Raw genomic sequence first — 22,168 nt, 5'->3', positions numbered from 1 at the left:
TTATGATATCGGCTCGGGCGATACTCACGAGGTGGGCGATGTTGCTTTCTGGAAAAGGAGCGGTCAGGATGTCGGCTGGTATAACCTTACCCGCTCCGATGTCTGGAATGCCGATATTGCAGATTTTTCAACGTCCGGAACCTACCGTCTTGCGGTTGAGGGTATCGGATGCAGCCCGGATTTCGAAATCCGCCCCGATATCTATTTCGAACCTTTTCGTGTTTCGGTACTCGGTTTTTTCTACATGCGTATCGGGCAGGACAGTACCGGCGGCATCAGCCCGGTGCCCCGTCGCCCCCTGTACATTCCCGGGACCGATCCGACCAATACAAAAGTTTACCTGACAACAATGCACCCGTGGCACAATGAATGGAGCAGCTTTTCGAGCGGCGATGTCTGGGATAGGCCTGATGACTGGAAACGGTTCCGCAAAACAGGGGAGCCCACCAATCCTGATGCCTGGGGCGGTCACTCCGATGCCCTCGACTGGGACCGTCATTTGGGACATATCAGCATTATCTATGATATGCTGCTGCCATTTATTCTGACCGATGGCGCTCTCGATAACGATGACCTGGGTATTGCCGAGAGCGGCAATGGTGTCCCCGATATTTTAGATGAAGCCCGTAATGAGGTCGATTTCTGGTTGCGGTTGCGTGATGGTCAGGGATATTCTCACGGCTTGACCAACCCCAACAATCAAAACGAGCTGTTTCAGGCGGCGCCAACAGCAATCGCGGCCTGGGCAAATGCGACCAATGCAGCCATGCTTGCCGACTGCTTTAAACGAGCAGGACTCCAGGAACTTATGGAGCAGTACCGGGACAGCGCTGTTGCGGCATACAACCATGCAAACAATCTTTCCGATCCGATGCTCGATCAGAAGCAGAATACCGGTGAATCACAGGTCCGGGGCCGGGATCTCAAAATGACCGCTGCCGCGTATCTGTACAATGTTACCGGCGATTCGCACTACGAACAGGTTGTCAATGAAGAAAGTGTCTGTACCGGACCGCAGGCGGTGCTGGATGACTACGGCTCCGGGAAAACCCGCAATCAGGTATGGGCCACTGCTGGCTATCTCACAACTCCGCAAACGGTCAATTTCCCCGACCTTGCCGCGAACATGAAAGCATCGATACTATACCAGGCAATACAAAAGGAAGCCGGATTGATCAATGAGCGGCCGAGCCGGCGGGCCACCGATTTCAGCAGCGGCTATTTCCGGACAACCCAGAATGTACACCGGACACTTATCGCCCATGCGGTAACCGGTGATGCCGCCGAAAAGGAGCTGTTCCGAAAGGCAATGGTTATGGAGGCCGACTATGGTCTTGGACGGAACCCGCTCAACATGATTCAGATGACTACCGCGACCACAGCCCTTGCCGATAAACGAAGCGTTCAGGGAGCATATACATCGGGACGCAACGACGGCTCTCCCGGGCTTCACCCTGGACACACGCCCTATATGAATCTCGATGACTGGAGTTGCGCCATGACCATGGGGTGTCCTTCACGGCTCCACGACAAAAGCTATCCGTTGGGTTTTAAAACTACCTGGCCGATTGGTGAAGGCTATTTCAATACCCGGTATGTGTGGGCCCATGTGGAATTCACCCCCCAGCAGACCATGCGGGGGAAGATGGCGTTGTATGGCTATCTGTACGGTATCGGTGAAAAGAGTTCGAGCGGTCCGCTTAAAGCAATTAAAAAAGGAGACGCCTGTCGTGAGGCGAAAAATCGGATACGCTTGAACGGACGGCGCATCTCGGTGCCCACTGAAGGCAGATATGAAATCAAAATCATGGACCTTGCAGGCCGTCTTCTTTGGACCCAAAAGCTGCAAATCGGAGCCGAGGGATTTGTGCTGAGGCCTTCTATGCAATCGATGGGGAATTCTTCACTTGCTCTTGTTCAAATAAAAGGGCAGGGAATAGAGGTGGCTTTTCGGGTTTTGCACATGGATTAAAATTCATTTGTCCGTTTCCCATGCCACTCGCCGCTTCAGAACCCATTTCCATTCCAGAATATTTCTATAATGGAAATATAATGAAGTGAAAAAATTGCAAATATATCGATGTAATCGTATTATTTTATGAGAATAGTAATCGATGCATTACGACAAACACTTTTATAAAAGTGATATTTAAATTGCAGGAAGTTCGATACCAAAATGCTTAAGGATACTAAATATCTTAATGAAAATGAAAAGGCTGCTTTCAATGAAATAAAGCAACGTGTTTCGACTTTATTTGATATCAGAACGTAATTTCCGAAGGAATACCCTTGTGACCGAACAATGTCGGCAATAATCTATATTTCTATTAAGAGTGGATAATGGTATTACCGGAATTTAATGAAAACGGCGATTTACCACAGGGGATTTATTGCGCAACAATAAAAGAAATCGTAGATAGATTTGGGCATTTTCCTTCTGGAAGAAAAGCATTAGCAATTCGTTTGAAGAGAATCTATAAAATTGCTGCTGAAACAGATCATCTCTTAAGATTTATTATTTTTGGTTCGTTTGTGACCAGTAAAATGTATCCAAATGATATTGATGTTTTTCTTTTAATGGATGATGAATTTGCTTACAGCAAAGTGACAGAAGAAGAAAAATTGCTTTTTGATCATAATTTAGCTCAATCTCATTTTGGCTGCAGCGTTTTTTGGATCAGAAAATGTGCGGCCTTCGAAGGAGTGGAAAAAACTATTGGCTATTGGCAAATAAAAAGAGATGGAGATTTCAGAGGTATCATCGAAGTTACAGGAGAATAACCATGATTAAAAATGATAAGGAATTGCAAGCAACTCTTGCACGTATTGAGCATTTCCAGAAGCAAGTAGCACATCTTCGGCATGCTGAAAAGAATCCTGAGAATTATCACGCTTCTGCCTCAGGCTTTATAGCTGAAATAGATCGAATGCAGCTTGAAGTAAGAGAATATTTATGCTTGCATCCAGATGAACTTAAGAGTGCAGCTTAATTTATCTCTATATTTTTCATCCCATCTCAACATCCACCCGATGCCGGGTTCCGGGCTCATAGCAGGGGAGCAGGTTCCGCTCTATCGGTTTGCCGTCGACAGTAATTCGTTTCACCCCTTTTGAAACGTGCTCTGGATTTGTAATCCGGATCTCGTACCAGGCATCCCTGAACTTCCGGGTTACCGAAAAATTGTCCCAGCCGGCAGGTATACACGGATCGACAAGTAAGCCATCGTAGGCAGGACGGATCCCCAGGATCCATTGACTGATTGTAGCAAAGGTCCAGGCTGCGGTGCCGGTGAGCCACGAATTTTTGGCTTCACCATGCCGCCCGGCATCCTTGCCCGCGATCATCTGGGAATAGACATAAGGTTCCATCCGGTAATGATCGCTGGTTTCTTCGTGAAAAGACGGGGTGATTTTTTGATAATATTCCACTGCACGGTCACCTCGTCCGAGCGTTGTTTCGGCAATAATGATCCAGGGGTTGTTGTGACAGAAAATTCCGGCGTTTTCCTTGTATCCGGGCGGATAGGTGGATATTTCGCCGAGGTTCAAATGATATGAGCGATAGGGGGGATTATGAAGGACTATTCCATGGTCGGTATCGAGATGTTTTTTGACAGAATCGAGCGCCTTGCGGGGCATCTCTTTATCATTACCGATACCCGCCATGGAGCAGAAGCCCTGGGACTCGATAAAAATTTTGCCTTCCCTGTTTTTCCTGCTTCCGATCGCTGTTCCGCTGTCATCATATGCACGCAGAAACCATTCACCATCCCACCCGTGCTCCTTGACAGCCTCGATCATGGCATTGATATGTGATTGAGCATCATGAGCATCTTCCTGATGACCCTGTCGCCGGCAGATTTCCATATATTCCCGTCCGATAAACACAAACATGCCGCCGATAAACACCGATTCGGCGGTCCGTCCGTTTTTATTTTCACAGGTCTGGAAAGATTCATCGGGATTAGTTGAAAAGCAGTTCAGGTTAAGGCAATCGTTCCAGTCGGCCCTGCCGATAAGAGGGAGGCCGTGGGGGCCGAGGTTGTTGACAACATGGTTAAACGACCGTTTGAGATGCTCAAACAACGAAGCACTTCGTGACAAATCGTTGTCAAAAGGGACTTCTTCATCGAGAATGCTCCAATCCCCGGTCTCTTTCAGATAGGCCGACACGGCAAGAATCAGCCACAGGGGATCATCGTTGAAATTACCCCCAAGTTCGTGGTTGCCCTGTTTGGTAAGGGGCTGGTACTGATGATACGCACCGCCGTCTTCGAATTGTGTGGCGGCAATATCCAGTATCCGCTGTCGTGCTTTGTCCGGAAGCATGTGGACATAACCTAATATATCCTGGCTCGAATCCCTGAATCCCATGCCCCGTCCGATTCCGGATTCAAAATAGGAGGCACTTCGAGACATATTGTACGTTGCCATACATTGATAGGGATTCCATATGTTGGCCATGGCATTCAGTGGTTCGAGATGAGTCGCAGCGGTAAACCGGCATAGAAGGTCATCCCAGTATTCCCGTAAATTGTTAAACGAATCCATAACCGCTCTGTCGTTTGAGAAGCGCTTGATAATCGCCCGCGCCGGTTTTGTATTCACTTTTCCGGGTGCTTCCCATTTTTCTTCAAGGGGATTTTCGGTATAGCCGAGGATAAAGATCAGGCTCCGTTCTTCTCCCGGTTTGAGCGTTACCGGAATACAGTGCGATCCCACCGGCGCCCAGCCGTCGGCGACCGAGTTTCGGGACTTTGCAGAAAAAACCGCTTCCGGTTCATGGAACCCGTTAGAGGGGCCTAAAAAGGATTCCCGGTCGGTGTCATATCCCGCAACAGGAGTATTGACAGAAAAATAGGCAAAATGGTTTCGCCGCTCCCGGTATTCGGTGGTATGGTAAATTGTCGAGCCGTCAATCATGACTTCACCGCACGATAAATTCCGCTGGAAATTGGTCATGTCGGCAAGAGCATCCCACAAACAGAATTCCACAAAGGAAAACAGCTTTATGTTTCGGGGGCTTTTGGTTGTATTCCGAAGAGTTATACGGTGAATTTCCGCATCGATTCCCGGTGGTACGAAAAAGAGAGTTTCCGCCTGAAGTCCTTTGCGTTCTCCGGCAATTTTCGTGTAGCCCATGCCGTGGCGGCATTCGTAGTTGTCGAGATCTGCTTTCACCGGCATCCATCCGGGATTCCACACATCGCCGCCATCGTTGATATAATAATACCGTCCACCACAATCGAGGGGAACATTGTTATAGCGGTAGCGGGTAATTCTCCTCAACCGGGCATCGCGATAGAAACAATAACCACCTGCCGTATTGGAGATAAGCCCGAAAAATTGCTCACTTCCCAGATAATTGATCCAGGGGAACGGTGTTTTAGGTGAAGTGATTACATATTCACGATTTTCATTGTCGAAATGACCGAAACGCAAGGTATATGCTCCTTTTAGTGAAAGGGCATGCACTGAAGCGTGCATGCCACACGGGATTTAATTCTTCTTTTGCATGTTCATCCTGGCCGTTCTTCGACATGCTCAGGAACCGTCCCTACGGGACGAAAGATGTATTTCTGTTTTTCCCAACGCCAGGGATTGTATCCCCGGCTACTGATATGTTGTCCCTCCGGGACAGGGTTAATCGATTTCAGGATTTCTATTTTCCATCGTGCGCTCGTAACTTCGTTCTTTCCTCTTCACTCGTCGCGTCTCCGCGTCGCCCCATCGTCGCGTCGTTTCACCACTAGCGACCCCTGGTGATTATTTCAGCGTTATTGATGTCAGCGAATAGGGCGGAAGACGCAGCGTCTGGTTCTTTGCTATTTCGATACTCTGCTGCACAATGCCTTTGTCGACCTTTTCTTTTGTCAGTTGGTTCATCGAACCCGCTCCGGTAAATCCGGGGATATTCAATGATATCTCTGCCGTGGTTTCGGGCATTTTATTTACAATCATGACTGTTGTGCCGCCATCGTGTTCGGTCAGGTAGCAGGTGACATTATCATTGTCGCTTGTGCATGATACAAGTTTGCCCCTGAGTGCATTACTTGCCAGTTTGAATGCCCAGTACGATGGCCGCGGGACATTGTCGCCGTCGGGTGCGCCGGTACGGGAAAGGTAGCCATAATCGCCGCCCTCTGGAGTGATGTCATTGTGGATATCCCAGTATGAGGCCTGCTCGATATTATGTTTTGCCAGCACGCCAAGGTAATCGGCCACAAAGAGTGCGTTGACAATTGTCAAAGTTTGCGGTCCGGGTTTGAAATCGACCGAATTCCACTCGGTCAACCATATTTCATACTCTTTTTCAGCATTGCCATATTCATTAACCTGCCGTCTCACCGAAGGAATTATGTCATCGAGGCTCTGCGGCGCAACCAGCAGCGCAAAATCGTTTTCTTCACCGGCATGCTGCGGGTAATGATGAACGATAACGGCATCGGCAAGATCTTTTGTGTACTCGAATACTACTTTATTCCATTCGCCTTCAAGTACCCAGACTACACCGACCAGTATTGAAGGATCCACTGCTTTCATGGCTTTGATAAACTCTGCAGCCCGTTTGCCGTATTCTTCGGCAGTGCAGTGATTTGCATGCCAGTCTCCGTAGAGTTCATTGCCGATTTCCCAGAGCTTTACCTTATCTTTGCTGTCGACATTGATATGCTTCACCCATGCCGCAGCTTCTTCGGGGGTACCCCGTCCGAAATTGACCGTAATCATGGCCTCATTGTCGGTTGTTGCACAAAATTCCATGAATTCATCGGTATCGACCATCCAGTCTTTCCGCTGGAGCACTTCCTGCCAGTGGTCTTCATCAGCACGCAATCCGCCGGGATAGCGGACGACATTATGATCCACAGCTTTGACATGTTTTGCCGTAGCCGGCTTGAGCAGATCGCCGTCCCACAGCGCTGCATTGATACCAAAGAGACCTGGATTGATATTCCCGGTAACGGTTGAATCGAAATCGCCGCTGATCGTCAGGGCGATTTTTTCAGGGGCTTTGGGCTGTTGGATTTCACGGGTATTGGTCAGTTTGACATTATCGATCCCAAAAGAGCCGACCGTTCCTTCGCCAGAGGGTTTGAAATCGAGACGGTGCATCCCAATAAGATCGAGCCGTCCATTCTGCTCGGCATCTTCGGGCTGATAGTAGGGAAATTTATTGAAATCCTTGAACGGCACGAGCACTTCACTCCACCCGCTTCGACCGCCTACATTCGATACGAATACTTCATTGCCGCCATCCTGTATCTGGACAGTAATCGACTGATAGGGTTTGGTGGCATAGAAAGAGAACCGAAGTCCCCAGTGCTGTGACCAGTCGTTTTTTACCGAAGAAGAATCTCCGGTGAGATAATCGTAATAGGCATCGCAATAGTCCCCGAGTTTAAAAGAGATTTCCATAGCCTTGCTGCCGTATTTTTCTTTGTTTTCCGGCTCGATAAAGGAGCAGGAGATCTCAGATTTCGGCCCTGATGCGCTTTCCCATTTCCGGCCTTCTTCGCTTTCAAAGTCGTGGAGAAGAACATCGGGCTCATCGGATTCAAAGGCTGCCCAGTATTCATCAGGATCGACATACCCGGGGATATCTTCGATAATCTGCATGTCATCGATATATATAACCGCGGGTTCGCCGTCATCGACACGGTTTTCGTAGCGGTTGATCGAAAAACGAAATTCATTGATTGCGCTCCAGTCGACATCAGCACCGATTTCCGCCTGATTCGTGGCATCCCAGTACGATCCCTGAGCCATAAACTGCTTGATCGGAATCATGAAATATTTCCAGGTTGTGTCGAGTGTTCCGAAATCGGAGAGGGCGACTTTTGTCTGCACCTTTTTGCCGTCCGATTCATCATCTAAAATACCCACATAAGCTTTGGTGACCTTAGGAGAGGCTTTTGCAAAGAAAGCCAGGCCGGCATGAGTGGTCCGTTCTTTGGTTAAATTGATATTCTTGCCTTTGCCCAGAGCGTATGTTACCCCCGAATAGTCTTCATTGTCCTGATACATGACTAACACGCCCTTGTTTTCATCCGATGTTGTGGGATGGACGTTATGGGCGGTTTTGCCGCCATAGACATAGGCAAATGCGCCCGCAGGAAGTGCATCGATGAAAATGGTATGCACAGGCGTTACGTTGGGTTTTTCTGCGGCTGGCGGGGGAGTGATCGTTTCTTCGCGTTCATCCCAGTACTCCTGATCGAGCGGTGCCGGAGAGGATTCAACAACATCCCGCAGAACAAAGATATCATCGACCCAGATACGGAATTTTTTATTTTCACCCTTTTTGATTTCAATACGAAATTCGGCAACTTTGTCCCAGTCGAACCGCTCGGGAATTTCAATACTCTTTTTAGGATCCCAGAAAACACCTCGACCGCCGAATTTTACGAGTGGGATAGTGACCCTGGTCCATTCATCAGTGATCGAGCCGTACTCATTGAGCGGAACACGAACGACCGTCTTTTTACCGTCGCTGTTTTCATCATCCACAAGCGCCACCCAGGCGAGTTCGCCTCCCTGAGCACCTTTAACCCAGAATTGAAGCGCACCGTCGGCATAGTAGGGACTCATGTCGTATAAAAGATTATATAAACAGACCGATCCCCCGGAATACTCATCGGCAATAAGATCGAATTGAAGCGAAACTTCACCATTTTTCCCCGATTCTTCAGGAATAAACACTTTCGACTGATCCGGATACCAGTATGCATACCCGCCCGAAACATAGGCCTCATCGAAAAACCGGTACACCAGTTTCTGAGTGCCCGAAGTTTTAGTTGAGGCACTTTCCTGTACACCATAGCCCGGAAGCGGCTTAATCTGAATTTTCTGGAAACATCCGGGAATAAGGATTGCTGTAAGAAGGATCGGCATAATCCGTGCTGTCAGATAATTGCTGAATTTTAACACTTTACTATTCATGGTCCTGCTTTTCCACTTTCTTAATTTTCTGCCTCAACGTAACCCCTCCCTGACGGTCGGGGTGCGGCACATTTGTTAAGCAAACTTTCCTCTTATTTTCTTTTCCGTTAATCTCTTTGTTCTTGAGACAATGATAATTTGCAAACCCCTCGTGCGCTCGTGACTTCGTGCGCTCGTTTGTAACCCTTCACTCAAAAAACAACATCCAACGACACATCCACCAGGAACTGCTCAAAATCCATTGCCCCGGCATCCACATCAGGATCATCATTGGTATTCGTCACCGCTATCTGCCCGAGGCTGAACACGACATCGGCACCGGGGGAGACCGTCCACTGAAAACCGCCGGCAAAATGGAGCTGTTTTTGTCCCCAAATTGAGTCGCCTTGAGTAAAGTCGAGCTTATTGATCTGCACTCCGCCCAGAAGTGCGGTTCGTTTCCAGAATTTGTAGTAGAGTCCCAGGTTGGTAAAATCGGAAGTGATACCATAATTATTGCCCGAAAATGCTTCGGGACCATCGTTGTCGGCCTGAGCGCGCACAAAGCTTCCCGAAAGCCGCAGGGGGAACGGAAGCACTTTTGCGAGGGCCGAGAGATCGAATGATCCGCCGCCGCCGAACCTGCTGAATGCTGTGGCAGGGAAATCGACCAGCGAATCGGTTGTTGCATCGATCATAACCGACCCTTGCATGCCGTCAATTTCATCGAAGCTGTCGAACAGTCCCTTAACTTCGATACCATAGTCACTGAATCCGACCCCGATTTTTCCGGTAATACCATTGCGGTTGGGGGTGGCCGGGCCGAAAGGCATGACCAGTTGCAGTGAGGGGTCCATTTCAGCGCGGAGCCTGTTGAGCTCATCCCTGGTAAATATCGAATGGGTATAGGAATTTTTCATGAACGGCGCCTTGTGCCATCGGTTGGTTCCCTGGCTGGGAGTGAATTTAAAAACCGTGTGATACATGGCATCGTAACTCGAATAGAATTGCGGAATAAATGTGCCGCCCACTACCGAATCATTTTCAATATTCATGATCCGTTCACCAACAAACGTTGGTGACTGGGCCAGCTCATTCCTGAAATCCGGTTCGTTACGGACCAGCCCCGCGGTAACATCAAAATAAAACCTTTCTTTCATGCTATAGCCGATCGACCCTTTAATGTCAAGCGCCGTACCGGAGATAGTATTTTCCGTAAAGCCCGACACCGTGTCGAAACGTGTCGAGTCATCGGAAGACATGGCGATTTCTGCGGAAACACCGAGGTTCCACCGGTCGAGCTCCAGAAGCGGAGCGACATCGATCCCGGCCCGTCCTGCAGCAATGCCGGTCCGCTGCGCAGTGGTATCGACTGTGGTATCGGAACCCTCCATGCTCCCTTTGTGATCGAAAATATAGATATACGTTCCACCAAGGGTTATTGATTTCAGAAACCGGGTATCGAGATTTGCGCCTGTTGCGATTTTTTCGACAGGTGAAAATTCGATGACATTGGCGACTTTGCTTCCGTTCTGGATACTGGTTTCCACATTCCTGAGCCGCGTTCCGAGAAGAGCGAAATGAAACTCATCGAACAGAGGATAGATTTCTGCATCGAACCCGAAATTAAGTCCCTGAAGTATCCGGTTGTTATTTCCCAAAAAGAGTTCATCCATGGCGATGTTTCGTTGACGGGAGAATATTTCAGGCTCGTAGAGCATATCGATTTGCGGTGCGTAGAGAGTCAAGGGGCTGAATTTTGCCTTGAAATCACCGGCATTGAACCGGATAACATCCCACCCCGTAGCATCGATACTGATCCACCGGCTAAAAACAGGATTGCTGATATCGGAGAAGAAATTTTGCCAGTTCTGATGCATTCGTAAAATAAGCCGTCCTTCAACATTCGAGACCGGCCGGGCGGTTATATCAAAATCGACTGAAGTGAACTCATTGGTTTCAATGGTCCGTTTGGACGTATCGGCTGCTTCACCGCCAAGATGGGATAAAAAGTACTGAGATCTGAATTCTCCGCCGAATGATATACCCGCCTTCGCCATCGCAGCATTGACCTTTTCCTCCAGTTGCTTGAGGCGTTTTTCGGTGGTGTCTTTACTGTAAACTGCCATAAGCAGCAGCGTTATCATCAATCCTGTTCGCGAAAACTTTTGCATTTATATTACTCCTTAAATATGCACTAAAACCACATCTTTATTTCTGTTGATAGTATCGGTGTTTCCCAGTTATTATCAGGAAAATTGACATCGTCGTGTTTCATCCATTTAGCCCGTCCGTGAAGTCCTACACGGGAAAAGATATCCCAGTCAAATCCGAGACCAAAGGCCATATCCATAAAATCGATCGGTTTATGAACTGCCACTCCGCTGGTATCCTGCATGTATGCCTTTTGTGAACGCCAGTTCTCGAATCCGGCAAGCCCCAGGAGGTAGAAACTCTTTGTCAATGCAATGGCAGGCTCGAATCGGAAATAGGTTCCCCACAGGAGCATATCGTCACTTTCATCATTGAAAGCAAGGGGCTTGAATGCTGTCGATACGCCATTGAGCGCAAAATAGCCACTGATAAAGAGGTCTTTATCATAACCTATGTAGCTGCCGATATCATATGCAGCATCTAATTCGAAATTGAATGTGTATTTTTTGTGTTGAGGCACAAAGGGTGAACGGGTGAAAATTGTCGATATGTCATTGAGGTTTGAATCGGCTTCTGCTGCACTTTGATAGGGCACGAACCCCTCATAGATATTCAAATAATCGCTGCGCATCCCACCGCCGGCAAAACCGACCGGAGAACCGTATTCCTTGGTATGGTAGCTCTCATCACCCAAACGTTTGCTGTATTCTCCGTTCATGGAGTGGTCGACAAGATTATTTCCCCATCGATTATAGGAAGAGTGGAACAGGTTGAACAGGTCCTGCCCGTTAAGCCGGTAGGGAAAATAGAGAAGGTCGCGGGCTTTTTCAAGCTGAAAATGCTGGCCATAGGTAAATCTGAGATGACCGTAACCCTTGAGTTTCGGCACAACCGACACATTGATACCTGCCATATTCTGCACATAGGGAGATCCTTCGCCTCGCGCCACAAACTTCCCGGGTCCTACAAGGTTGGAACCGAAGGGAAAGAATGCATCCATCGGTGGAGCAAATGACAGAGGAGAATAAAAACCTTTGGGAACGACGGCGATATCGGCCTGGATGGGGATACCGTAATCGCTCTTTATTTGTGAGTAGAATGCTATTCTGGGAACGGATTTACGGTTTTCATCGGTCCGGGTAACAATGTTTTTTTGTGTTTCAGTATCGAAGCCGGTCGAGTCGTAGCTGAAAAACGATGTGTCGATGACTGAGCTGGCGATATCAAGATGGAATCCCAGTTTTTCGAGTAACTTCCCTCGCAGGTCTGCGGAAAATACCGAAGGCTCTTTGAAGAAAGCCCGGTTACCTGCTCGCTGCGTACCAAAAACCTTGAGGAACGGGCTGAGATTAATCAAATCTTTCCGGTAAACCATTGTAAGGTAATTCAATCCCGGGGTAAGGTTGAGGAACGCATTGTCCTTTGCGACCCGGCCATGAATGATATGGCGGTAGGTATCGCCAATTCCCCGTCCCTTAGCTTCAGTGAGTTCCCCGGCATAAGCCAGGTCGTTACTGAAATCGATATACTCCCGTTCGAAATTGTCGTATCGCTCGAAGGTGCCATAGAGGAAATTGAAATAAAGATCTGCGGGCAGGTTGATACTTTCAAGATTTATTCCCTGGAATGCCTTTTTATTCCATGCCGCCCGGCCGGTTTTTTCACCCTTTGCAATGTTGTATTCGTAATACCGTGCAATCGGCTGTTCGATTTCGTAGGGGAGATAGTCCCAGGCAAACGTTCGCGGTTGCGATTTCCAAATCGTAAAGGGGGACGCTTCGATCCAGTGGACAGCGCCCATTTTCAGCCAGAACGATGCCGGTACGGTACGAAGTGCAATTCCGGCGCACATGTCTTCGTGAATACTTGCCTGGTTATCGCCTTTGTCATGACGATACTGTGCGAGAGTATCGCCGGTGTATTCATTTGTCCAGACACCGGGAAGCGTATGCTGGAATCCCAGCTTGGCCCACAGCACCGTGTTACGATTAGCCCTGACCACCATGCCCAGGCGAACCAGTGATTCGTTACCTTCCCAGTTTGCCTGAAGCCACGAGCGGTCATCCCGCATGAATTCCGGATATTTTTCAAAATGATGATATTGTAGCTTCAGGCGGGCCTCACCGGAGAAAGAAACCGGTGAAGACCCGCCAAAAAGCAATGTGGAAAGGACACTTTTCTCTAAATTGTCAATTTTATTTTCAAGCGAATCGAGCCGCTCTTCTTTGCTTTCTCCGGCAGCGGACAATGCTGCAGTCGAAAACAAAATTCCTGCCAATGCTATCGCCTGTATAAGATTATGGTGTATACTAAACAACCGTAAAATCTCCTTTGTATAGAAACTATTCTTCACTTTCGTGCGCTCATGACCTCGTGGGTTCATTCTCTGCCGCCTGCTACCCATTTAGTGCCTAAACATTGCCCCACCGTTCACAGGAATTATTTATATCCATTCCCGATTCAGTACCGGTATATCTTTCAGAAGCTTTTTCGTATACTCGTGCTGCGGATTCAAAATCACGTTGTCAGGCACGCCCTGCTCCACAATCGCACCCCGTCGCATAACAAATATTCGATCGCTGACATGATAGGCGAGACCGATATCATGGGTAATAAAAATGATACTCATGGCAAGCTCGCGCTTGAGATCCAAAAGAAGCTCAAGGATCGTTGCTCTGCTGCACGCGTCGATCATCGATGTCGGTTCATCGGCAATGCAAATGCTCGGACGAATAAGAAATATCCGGGCAAGGAGCAGGCGCTGCATTTGACCCCCCGAAAGCTCGAAAGGAAATTTACCTTTTATTTCACCGGGGTCGAGGTTTACCATACGAAACGCTTTATCGATACGATCCTGTTTCTCTTGTTCCGGAATGGTCGTATCCAGCAGCTTGAAACAGCTTTTCATCTGGCTCCGAACAGTAAAGAATTGATTGAACGAGCTGAAGGGATCCTGAAATACGGCCTGCACCCAACGCCAGTAATTACCGTGTTCGGTTACCGGGGTACTTTTAAAATGCAGGTCGCCGCTGGTAATCGGGTAAAGCCGCAGCATGAGACGGGCAAGTGATGTTTTACCGCTGCCTGATTCTCCCACAATCGAAACGATTTCATCACTGCTGATATGAAAAGAAACATTGTCGACTGCAGCGACTGCATTTTTCCCATGGCCGAATATACAGCTCACATCACGAGCAGTCATCAAATGGTTGCTATTTTGCATATTCGCACCTCACAAGGCGATCGGCCACTGTTTTCATTTCCTGACGGTTCATCGGGCAGGTTGCTTTGTTTGCCACAGGGCACCGGGGAGCGAAACGGCATCCCTCCATTTTTTTCTTGAGATTGGGCGGCGCACCGGGGAGCGCTGTCGGCTTTTTCTCCCGTGACCCTTCCTCGGCCAAGAGCATCGAATCCATCAGTGCACGAGTGTAGGGGTGGCGGGGATCGTGGATTATCTGGTCACGCGTACCGGTTTCCACAAATTCTCCGGCATACATTATCGCGATATCATTGGCGATATGATAGAGCAACGGAAGCTCATGGGTGATAAATATCATGCTGCCGATAATATCCTGTCGCATAAGGTCGAGAAGAAGGGTGATTACCGCTTTTTGTGTGGAAACATCAAGTGCCGACGATGGTTCATCGGCAATCACCACCCGGGGATTCATGATTGTGGATATACCGATCACAACCCGCTGTTTCATCCCGCCCGACAGCTCCAGGGGATAGGCGTCCAAAACCCGTTTGTCCAGCCCGATCGCTTCGAACCGTTCGGTCAAGCGTTTGATTATTGACGGTTTGTCCAGGTCCGGTTCATGGCACCGCATGACATCACAGGCAAAATTCTTTATTTTACGGGTGGCATTAAGAGAATTCAGTGCACCCTGAGGGATTATCGAAATGCGTTTGCCAAGAATATCTTTTCGAAGGCGCTCAGGCTCCATCCCGATAATGTTGATACCATCGATGGAAACCGCTCCCGATGAATAATAGAGCGGAGGAAGGAACAGTCCCATAATACCGTTCACCAGAGTCGATTTCCCGCACCCCGATTCGCCGGCTACACCCAGGACCCGTCCGGAATCAAGGGCAAATGAAACACCATCAACCGCATGAACCTTCTCGCCGATACGGGTTTTGTAATGAAGCGAAAGTTTGTCTGTTTCGAGTAACGGCATAGTGCTATTTCCTCAACCGCGGATTGAAAATGCCTTCCATGGCGGTGTTTACAAGATAGAGCGAGAATGCGATGACCGTTACCATGATTGTGGCGGGAAGGAATGCCCACCAGTTTCCGTTGATCAAAGCTTCGGTTCGTTGTGCATAATGAAGAATCTGGCCAAGCGTCACTGTATCATAGGGGCCAAGCCCGAGCATACTGATCGCAGCTTCACTGAGTATCCCGGTAGCCATCTGCATGACAAATGCCATAAACACGTAGGAAAGCATATAGGGAAGAATCTGCAGGATAAGGATCGACAGGGTGCCTGCACCGTTAAGCTTTGCAAGATGGACATGTTCGCGGTTTTTGAGGCTTGCCGCCTGAGCACGGACCGCACGGGCGGTCCAGGTCCAGGTCGTGGCGCCGATAATCAGCGCAACGAGCACCAGGGATCGTTTTTCGATACTGGTGGTGATAAGAATAAGAATAATAAGCGAGGGGATCACCAGGAGCAGATTCGTTGCCATTGTCAGTATATTGTCAAGAAGTCCTCCGCTGTAACCACCGGTGATGCCGATAAGCGTTCCAAGTATCGTTGCAATCAAACCGGCTGTAATGCCGACGAACATCGAAGCTCTCAGACCGAACAAAATCTGTGCCAGCATATCCTGGCCTTCGGCATTGGTGCCAAGCCAGTATTTCAATGATGGCTGCTCGAAAGGATATCCAACCCGGGCAAAGGGGTCGGTTGACGTTATCAAAGGATAGGCAATGGAAAGAAACAGGCATAGGACAAAAAGGCTCGTACCGATAAGAAAAGCGGGGGATGTAAGGAGTGCTTTGAACTGTTTCATGCGTTACCCGCCTCCTGTGCCGCTTTGATTCGCGGGTCTAAAATGCCGATGAGAATATCTATCCCGAAATTCGCCGCCAGAACACACAGTGTCAAAAGAAGCGTACACCCCTGAATCACCGGGTAATCGCTCTCTCTTATAGCAGTAAAAAGGGTTAGTCCGATACCCGGATAGGAAAACACAATTTCCGTGATGAGCGCACCACCTACCATCATACCCAGCGACAGCGCCAGACCGGTAAGCTGGGGGAGCATGGCATTGCGAAAAACATAGCGGACAATAGTCCCTTCGCCGATACCCAGCATCTTTGCATATCCCACATAATCGGTGCCCAGTTCGTAAATCGCCATCGACCGCATACCGATCGCCTGTCCGCCTACAAGAATAAGGAACAGCGAAAGAAAGGGAAGCGTGTAATGAGTGAGAACACTTCCGAAGAAAGCAAAGGAGAAGCTCGGGAGCATATCATTGCCATAGGCGCCCATGGCAGGGAACCATTGAAGCTGAATTGCAAAAACAAAAACCAGAACGATCGCAAAACAGAAATAGGGGATCGAGCTGAAAAACAGCGCAAGCGGGTAGAGCCCCTTGTCAAAAAGGCCCCGTTTATAGGCTGCAAGTGCTCCCAGAACATTCCCGACAATCCACCCCAGAAGCAAGGCTGGAATTTGAAGTGCAAGGGTCCAGGGAAGAGCATTGACGATAATCTCGTTTACTCTGAGCGGGTACTTGGTAAAGGATACTCCCAGATCGCCTTTGAGAAATTTTCCAACATAGGTGAAAAACTGCATGGAAATCGGCTTGTCAAGGCTGAATTCCTGCACATATGATTTGTAAATCCGTAGATATGCCTGCGAATCCATTCCGGGACTGCTCAGTTTGGTCATGATCGTGTCAATCGGATTGGCAGGCCCGAGCCGTGGAAGCATGAAATTGAGAAACAGTGCCACGAACAGGGTCAGAGAGTACCATCCGACACGACGGAACATATAGCGAGAACGGGGTGATAATGTCATACCGGTATTCACTTTTGCGGATCCAGTTGCCAGAGTGCTTTCACACCCGCACCAACCATCAGACATTGCGGCGGTGCATAGGGGTCATCGCTGGTAGGAAAATTTTCCCAGTGTTTCGTGCTGAACTGATAAAAATGCCACGGACGGTACATCAGGGGAATAGCCGGCATCTCCTGCATGAAAAGCCGGTTCAATTCATGATAAGCTTCTTTAATAGCGGCATCATCGCTCAACTCCGGAAGTGCTAAAAGAAGCGAATCCGCGGCGGCGTTTTTATAGCGGCCCTCATTTTCGTACATAACCTGACCCACCGGAGCCCAGTGCCTGGATGACATCACTTTTTCAAAACGTATCCATGGGCACGAAGGCGACAGTTCCGGGTGCGGGGTCCGCATGGTAAAATCGAACAGCCCGTTTTTGAGGTTTTTATCCCAGATCGGATATTCCAAAAATCTCTCGCGAACATCGACACCGATATCCCGGAGCCCGGTTACCGCTATTTTAACGGTGGTCTCCCAGTCTGTCCAGCCGCTGGGACAGGTAGCATTGAGCGTGCGGATTTTGTTGCCCGAAGGATCGATTAAAAGACTGTCCTCGCCCCAGGAATACCCCGCCTCTTTCAGAATTTCCCGAGCCTTTTGGGTATTGAAAGCAGCACCGTATTTTTCTGCATCTTCGGTTGAATAATACGGTTTTTCGGCGCCGAAAGGAAGAATGAATCCGGGCTGAAGGTCGGGTGAGTAGCCATACATGGCAACAATTTTAATTTTTTCATAGTCGATCGCATGAGCACAGGCCCTGCGAAAAGCAACATCATCAAAAGGAGCCTTGGTCATGCCCATAAGAAGGCAGGGAATTATTGCCGGAACATAGTATGGCTGTTCGGGATACCATGTTTTGACGCCCTTGTTGAATTTGTTCCATATTTGCGGGCAGAATGTCTGCGAAATGTCGAGATCGCCCTGCTGGAGCGCAAGGTTGAATTTGTCGTTGTCGGTGAATGAGAGATGAATTATATAGGTCGGCGCCGCTTGTCTGGCTTCGTAAAGCACATTGCCCCAGTAACTATCGACCCGCTTAAGAACAATTTTCCGGTCCGAATAGGCATAGAGCGTATAGGGCCCGGATCCCAGAGGAAGGCTGTCGTTTCTGAATTTCCTGATTTTTGTAAGGATCTGATCGCTGCTCATGTCCTCGGTACCTTTGGTCTCCAGGGGCTCAAAAACCTTTTTAGGTATGATCGGTGTCACCGAAATGATATCGAGGACAATAAACCGGTTGTAGTTTTCTTTACTGAGGATAAATTCGATTTCGTTGTCACCGGTTTTTCGTATACCATCGAGATATTTCCAGTGTGAATGAAGGTGGGTGTTGTAATTTTTATGAATTTGGAATGTGTAGATAACATCATCGACAGTAAGCGGAGTGCCGTCCTGCCATGCTGCATTTTCATTCAAGGTTACGTATAGTGAGGTGTCTTCCAGACGATATTCTTTACCGATGATACCTTCCAGTTGCCCGGTGAGCTGATTGTAGCCAAAGAGTGTTTCGTAGACAAGGTTCATATTGCCGGTCATGGGCCATGCTGGAATCCCGTCCAGGGGATTGAACGTTGTGGGCGGGCCCCACTGAAAACCACCGACATACAGTGTCTGGTTACGCGGGAACCGGGTGACATCCTGGTCACCTGAGGAACATCCGGCCATAAAAAGCGCACAGGCCGTTACAAGAATAGTGACCAGAGAAACAATCCGGCTGGATGTATCATTCTCCTTGAAAAGGGGGTGCATACACTGCTCCTTATCGTTAATACAATTTGGGTGTAAGTAATATTAGTGGTACTATTTCAGGAATGGTTCGAAATGAATGGAAAATGGAGGGGATTAATAGATAGTTTGGAGCACTATTAATAGCATGTGGAAAGGGATTCCATCCCTTTGGATCCCTTCTATGGAAAATGCTTGATTATATCTATGCGCCGGAGCGCATAGGGGGAATTTTAAAACAGACTGTATTGAGGGGGGATAGTATGTTTGCAAATGAATCGTTGAACCTGTTAAAGCGTTTAAAAAGACCATTTGGCGCATGGTTATTTTCTTAAAACCCACTAAATGGGGGGCAAAACAGGGCTCTAAGGAATGCTTAAGCGATTAGAAAATGGCGAAAGTGGCGATTGGAGGGAGGAAATGCGGTTTTGCGTGGTCCGACCCGCATTTTGACCCGCATTTTCCGTAATGTAATGTATGGTTTTGTACGTTCTTGTGACCCCCAAGTATGGGGGGGCGGGCAGAGCCCGGGGGGTTGGGCTATCAGGAAAAGCATTTTCATAGCTGGGTTTTAAGGGGCGCCCAGCCCCTTCCGGAATCATAAATCTGTCGACCTTCGACTTCTGACCTTCAGCTCACTCTCCCTACTCCGCCTTACTCAAGTGCTGCTCCCTGATAAACTCAGCTCCGGCCATGTCACCGCTTTCTTTGAGGGCGCGGTAGAGGTTGGCATAGATACTTTTCACCAGCTCTTTATTGGTGTAGACCACATTTGTCAGGGCCTGATTGAACATATCGATCGCAGATTCGTACCGGTCCTGCTGAAGGTAGATAAGACCCACACGGTACTGTATTTCTGCTATCCGATGGTGATGAGGGAATTTCTGAAAATATTTATGATAATACTCCAGCGCCTTTTCTTTGTCAATTTCAAATTCGAGTTCGGCAAGACGGAGCCACGATTCTCCCACAAAGTAGCCATCGGAGTACAAGGCAAGGTAGGAGAGGAACGCTTCTCTGGCAGCGGCAAAATCTTTTGCATGGTCTGCATAGATTTTTGCAATCGAGAAAAGGGCATCTTCTTTACGAAGGCGTGATACTTCCGGCATTTCGGCAACCATCCGGTAATGCTCGATCGCTCGTTTCCAGTTGTTTCGTCGAAGCGCCTGCTTGGCATTTTTATAAATCTGATCGCTTTTGCTGTTGCTCGTTACCACCGATTTCCCGGGTGAAGATGTTTGTGATGAAACAGTGCTCTTTGCTTGTATCGGAGCCTGCAATCTGGATTTTTTGTCCGGAGCCTGGGCCAAAGGACGTTTCATGATTGCGGCATCGACAGCGAGAATACCCGATTCTTTCGTGCAATTGACCGTGGTATCCATTGTCAGGTAATCATCATGACTCAGCCTGATTGTATGGGTTCCCAGGGGTTGGAGCACAACAAGAGGTGTGGTCCCGTAATACCGGCCATCGATACGAACCTCGGCATCGATACCCCTGCTTCGGATATCGATTGTTGCAAAATTATCGAGTATTTCTGCTGCCGGCGTGTTTTGTATGTCATAGCGGGGAATAATCGTTCCGCCATCCTTGACAACATACTTTCCGCTCCTGTGATTATAAATAAGACTCTGCCCGGCACCGAGCGACTTTTCTCCAAAGACATCGGAGTGAATGGTGAGGCTTCCCTCATACACATGGGTCGTAACGCGGCCTTCGATACCGGGTTCGACACTGAAATAAGTGCCTGTTACTTCGATCGAATAATCGCTGGTGGCGACCAGAAAACGGTTCCGTTCCTCTGATTTGTTTACGAAAAAACGGGCTTTCCCGCCACTGGTAATGCCGTCGATTGATTCCGAAAGATTTACTTCATAGTGTGCCTTGCGGCGGGATGTCTGAACAATATTTACTCCGGAACCGTTATACAGCTCGATAAACCCGTGCATGTTCGTAAGGCCGATCATGCCATCGGTATGGGACGTAAGCCTGGTTTGATCCACACGTCCGGTCTCGTAATTATTGGCTGATGTGCCCTGTGCCTGATAGACATAGGTTGTGACAGGCGAATTGCTGTTATTGTACCAGAGCATGCCCAGGGCAATTGCACCGGCCAGGACAAACGTTGCTATTCCTGCACCAATTTTTCCGGTAAGGTGCATAAAGGGAAGTATAACATGCCAGAAAGGCTGTGCAGCGAGTTCTTGTATTCTTTCTTCACGTTGAATCCGGGTAAAAAGCCGGTCTTCGATTACTTCCCATTTTCCCTGGGTAAGGATAATGTCTGCTTTAAGCGCCTGCTCCCAGTCGGGAAGCTGTGAAAGAGGCTGCAGTGTTTCATCGAGTTTCTCTTCGATTCGTTCCCATCGGGCAGGTGACGGTGCATTTTCGGTATTTATGCATTCATCGACAGGTTCTTCGTACTCCCGGTGCTCCTGGATACGTTTGAATAACTTTTCCTCAACCCGGTCGAATAGTTCATCGGATGGCTCCTCATGAAGCTTCAGCGAGGCCAGTTCACCAAGAGAGTCGGTCTTGGCGAGCCGTTCCGCTAATTTGCGCTCAATTGCATCATAGTCGATATGGGAATCATCCACATCGCTGCGCAACTGAGACTCGAACCATGAAAGTTTTCCGTTTTTGTCGTTCATTACGTTTCCAGTTTATCTAAATAGTCCCTTATCTTTTTTCGAGCAGAGAACAGGCGGGATTTTACCGTTCCTTCGGGTATCCCCATAATTGCGCCGATCTCCGCAAGATCCATTTCAGAGTATACACTTAATATAAGCGGAATACGAAGTTTATGATCAAGTTGATCGAGTGAACGATCGATAAGATCTTTCAATTCCATCTGTTTTTCGAAATGCGGCTCCTTTGAAGTCAGCAGGAATTCAACATCCTCCATGGCAACCGTATCTTTGGCGGAAATCCTCTTTTCAGCTTTCTGGTACCGCCACTGCCGCGTACACACATGGATAATCAGGCGGTGAAACCAGGTTTTAAAGGATGAATCCCCATTAAAGGTTTTCAGCGACACATACGTCTGAAAAAAAGTTTCCTGCAAAAGGTCTTCGTGATCCCCTTTGTTTCCGGTTATTTTGTAGATCAAGTTATACGCATACGACTTGAACATATGAAATAACTCTTTGAACGCCAATTGATTACCGGCCCTGCATTCCTGCAGGAGCTCTTCAGCCGGCTCAAGCACTGCTTTCATAGTACAACTGCCTCTGCTAAAGTTTCCCGACTCCAGTTTACCCCACAAATAAAATTAGTGGTAATAAATGGAAA

The 22,168-nt window shown here is 48.4% G+C and carries 14 protein-coding genes; 3 read left to right on the top strand and 11 right to left on the bottom strand.

Translation table 11 applies throughout. The features are described from left to right. From GF401_16115 to GF401_16105, 3 genes are all read left to right on the top strand, one after another. On the top strand, positions 1-1,972 hold a 1,972-nt coding region (locus GF401_16115), incomplete at its 5' end, for a hypothetical protein (GenBank protein ID MBD3346581.1). A gap of 368 nt (positions 1,973-2,340) precedes the next feature. Continuing rightward, positions 2,341-2,781, top strand: coding sequence for a hypothetical protein (locus tag GF401_16110; protein MBD3346580.1), 441 nt, complete (start codon positions 2,341-2,343; stop codon positions 2,779-2,781). A gap of 2 nt (positions 2,782-2,783) precedes the next feature. After that, positions 2,784-2,990, top strand: a complete 207-nt coding sequence (locus GF401_16105; protein ID MBD3346579.1) for a hypothetical protein — start codon at positions 2,784-2,786, stop codon at positions 2,988-2,990. A gap of 16 nt (positions 2,991-3,006) precedes the next feature. Here the strand turns inward: GF401_16105 and GF401_16100 are convergent, their stop codons facing one another. The 11 genes from GF401_16100 to GF401_16050 form a co-directional block, all read right to left on the bottom strand. Continuing rightward, positions 3,007-5,442 carry a glycosyl transferase gene (locus GF401_16100; GenBank protein ID MBD3346578.1) on the bottom strand — a complete coding sequence of 812 codons (2,436 nt, stop codon included), beginning with the start codon at positions 5,440-5,442 and terminating at the stop codon, positions 3,007-3,009. A 324-nt stretch (positions 5,443-5,766) separates the two neighbouring features. Continuing rightward, complete coding sequence (locus GF401_16095; GenBank protein ID MBD3346577.1) at positions 5,767-8,940, bottom strand: carbohydrate-binding protein; 3,174 nt, start codon at positions 8,938-8,940, stop codon at positions 5,767-5,769. Positions 8,941-9,131: 191 nt separating this feature from the next. Then, positions 9,132-11,093: a hypothetical protein gene (locus GF401_16090; GenBank protein MBD3346576.1), complete on the bottom strand. Its 1,962-nt coding sequence runs from the start codon at positions 11,091-11,093 to the stop codon at positions 9,132-9,134. A gap of 23 nt (positions 11,094-11,116) precedes the next feature. Beyond that, entirely contained in the window at positions 11,117-13,456 is a 2,340-nt protein-coding gene (locus GF401_16085) for a hypothetical protein (GenBank protein ID MBD3346575.1), read from the bottom strand. Between the two features lie 60 nt (positions 13,457-13,516). After that, entirely contained in the window at positions 13,517-14,296 is a 780-nt protein-coding gene (locus GF401_16080) for an ATP-binding cassette domain-containing protein (GenBank protein MBD3346574.1), read from the bottom strand. Next, positions 14,286-15,257, bottom strand: coding sequence for an ATP-binding cassette domain-containing protein (locus GF401_16075; protein MBD3346573.1), 972 nt, complete (start codon positions 15,255-15,257; stop codon positions 14,286-14,288). The genes GF401_16080 and GF401_16075 overlap by 11 nt, the downstream gene beginning before the upstream one ends. A gap of 4 nt (positions 15,258-15,261) precedes the next feature. Next, on the bottom strand, positions 15,262-16,095 hold the full coding sequence (locus GF401_16070) for an ABC transporter permease subunit (GenBank protein MBD3346572.1): 834 nt from the start codon (positions 16,093-16,095) through the stop codon (positions 15,262-15,264). Further along, positions 16,092-17,111 (bottom strand): ABC transporter permease subunit, encoded by a 1,020-nt coding sequence (locus tag GF401_16065; protein MBD3346571.1) that lies wholly within the window; start codon positions 17,109-17,111, stop codon positions 16,092-16,094. The genes GF401_16070 and GF401_16065 overlap by 4 nt, the downstream gene beginning before the upstream one ends. An 8-nt stretch (positions 17,112-17,119) precedes the next feature. Then, positions 17,120-18,901 carry an ABC transporter substrate-binding protein gene (locus GF401_16060; protein MBD3346570.1) on the bottom strand — a complete coding sequence of 594 codons (1,782 nt, stop codon included), beginning with the start codon at positions 18,899-18,901 and terminating at the stop codon, positions 17,120-17,122. 620 nt (positions 18,902-19,521) lie between these two features. Next, positions 19,522-21,528, bottom strand: a complete 2,007-nt coding sequence (locus GF401_16055; GenBank protein MBD3346569.1) for a PEGA domain-containing protein — start codon at positions 21,526-21,528, stop codon at positions 19,522-19,524. After that, positions 21,528-22,094 (bottom strand): sigma-70 family RNA polymerase sigma factor, encoded by a 567-nt coding sequence (locus GF401_16050; GenBank protein ID MBD3346568.1) that lies wholly within the window; start codon positions 22,092-22,094, stop codon positions 21,528-21,530. The genes GF401_16055 and GF401_16050 overlap by 1 nt, the downstream gene beginning before the upstream one ends. Positions 22,095-22,168: the final 74 nt, after the last annotated feature.

This window comes from Chitinivibrionales bacterium, assembly GCA_014728215.1.
GTDB lineage: Bacteria > Fibrobacterota > Chitinivibrionia > Chitinivibrionales > WJKA01 > WJKA01.
Note: the sequence above shows the minus strand (reverse complement) of the source record. Positions and strands in the feature narration are given on the sequence as shown.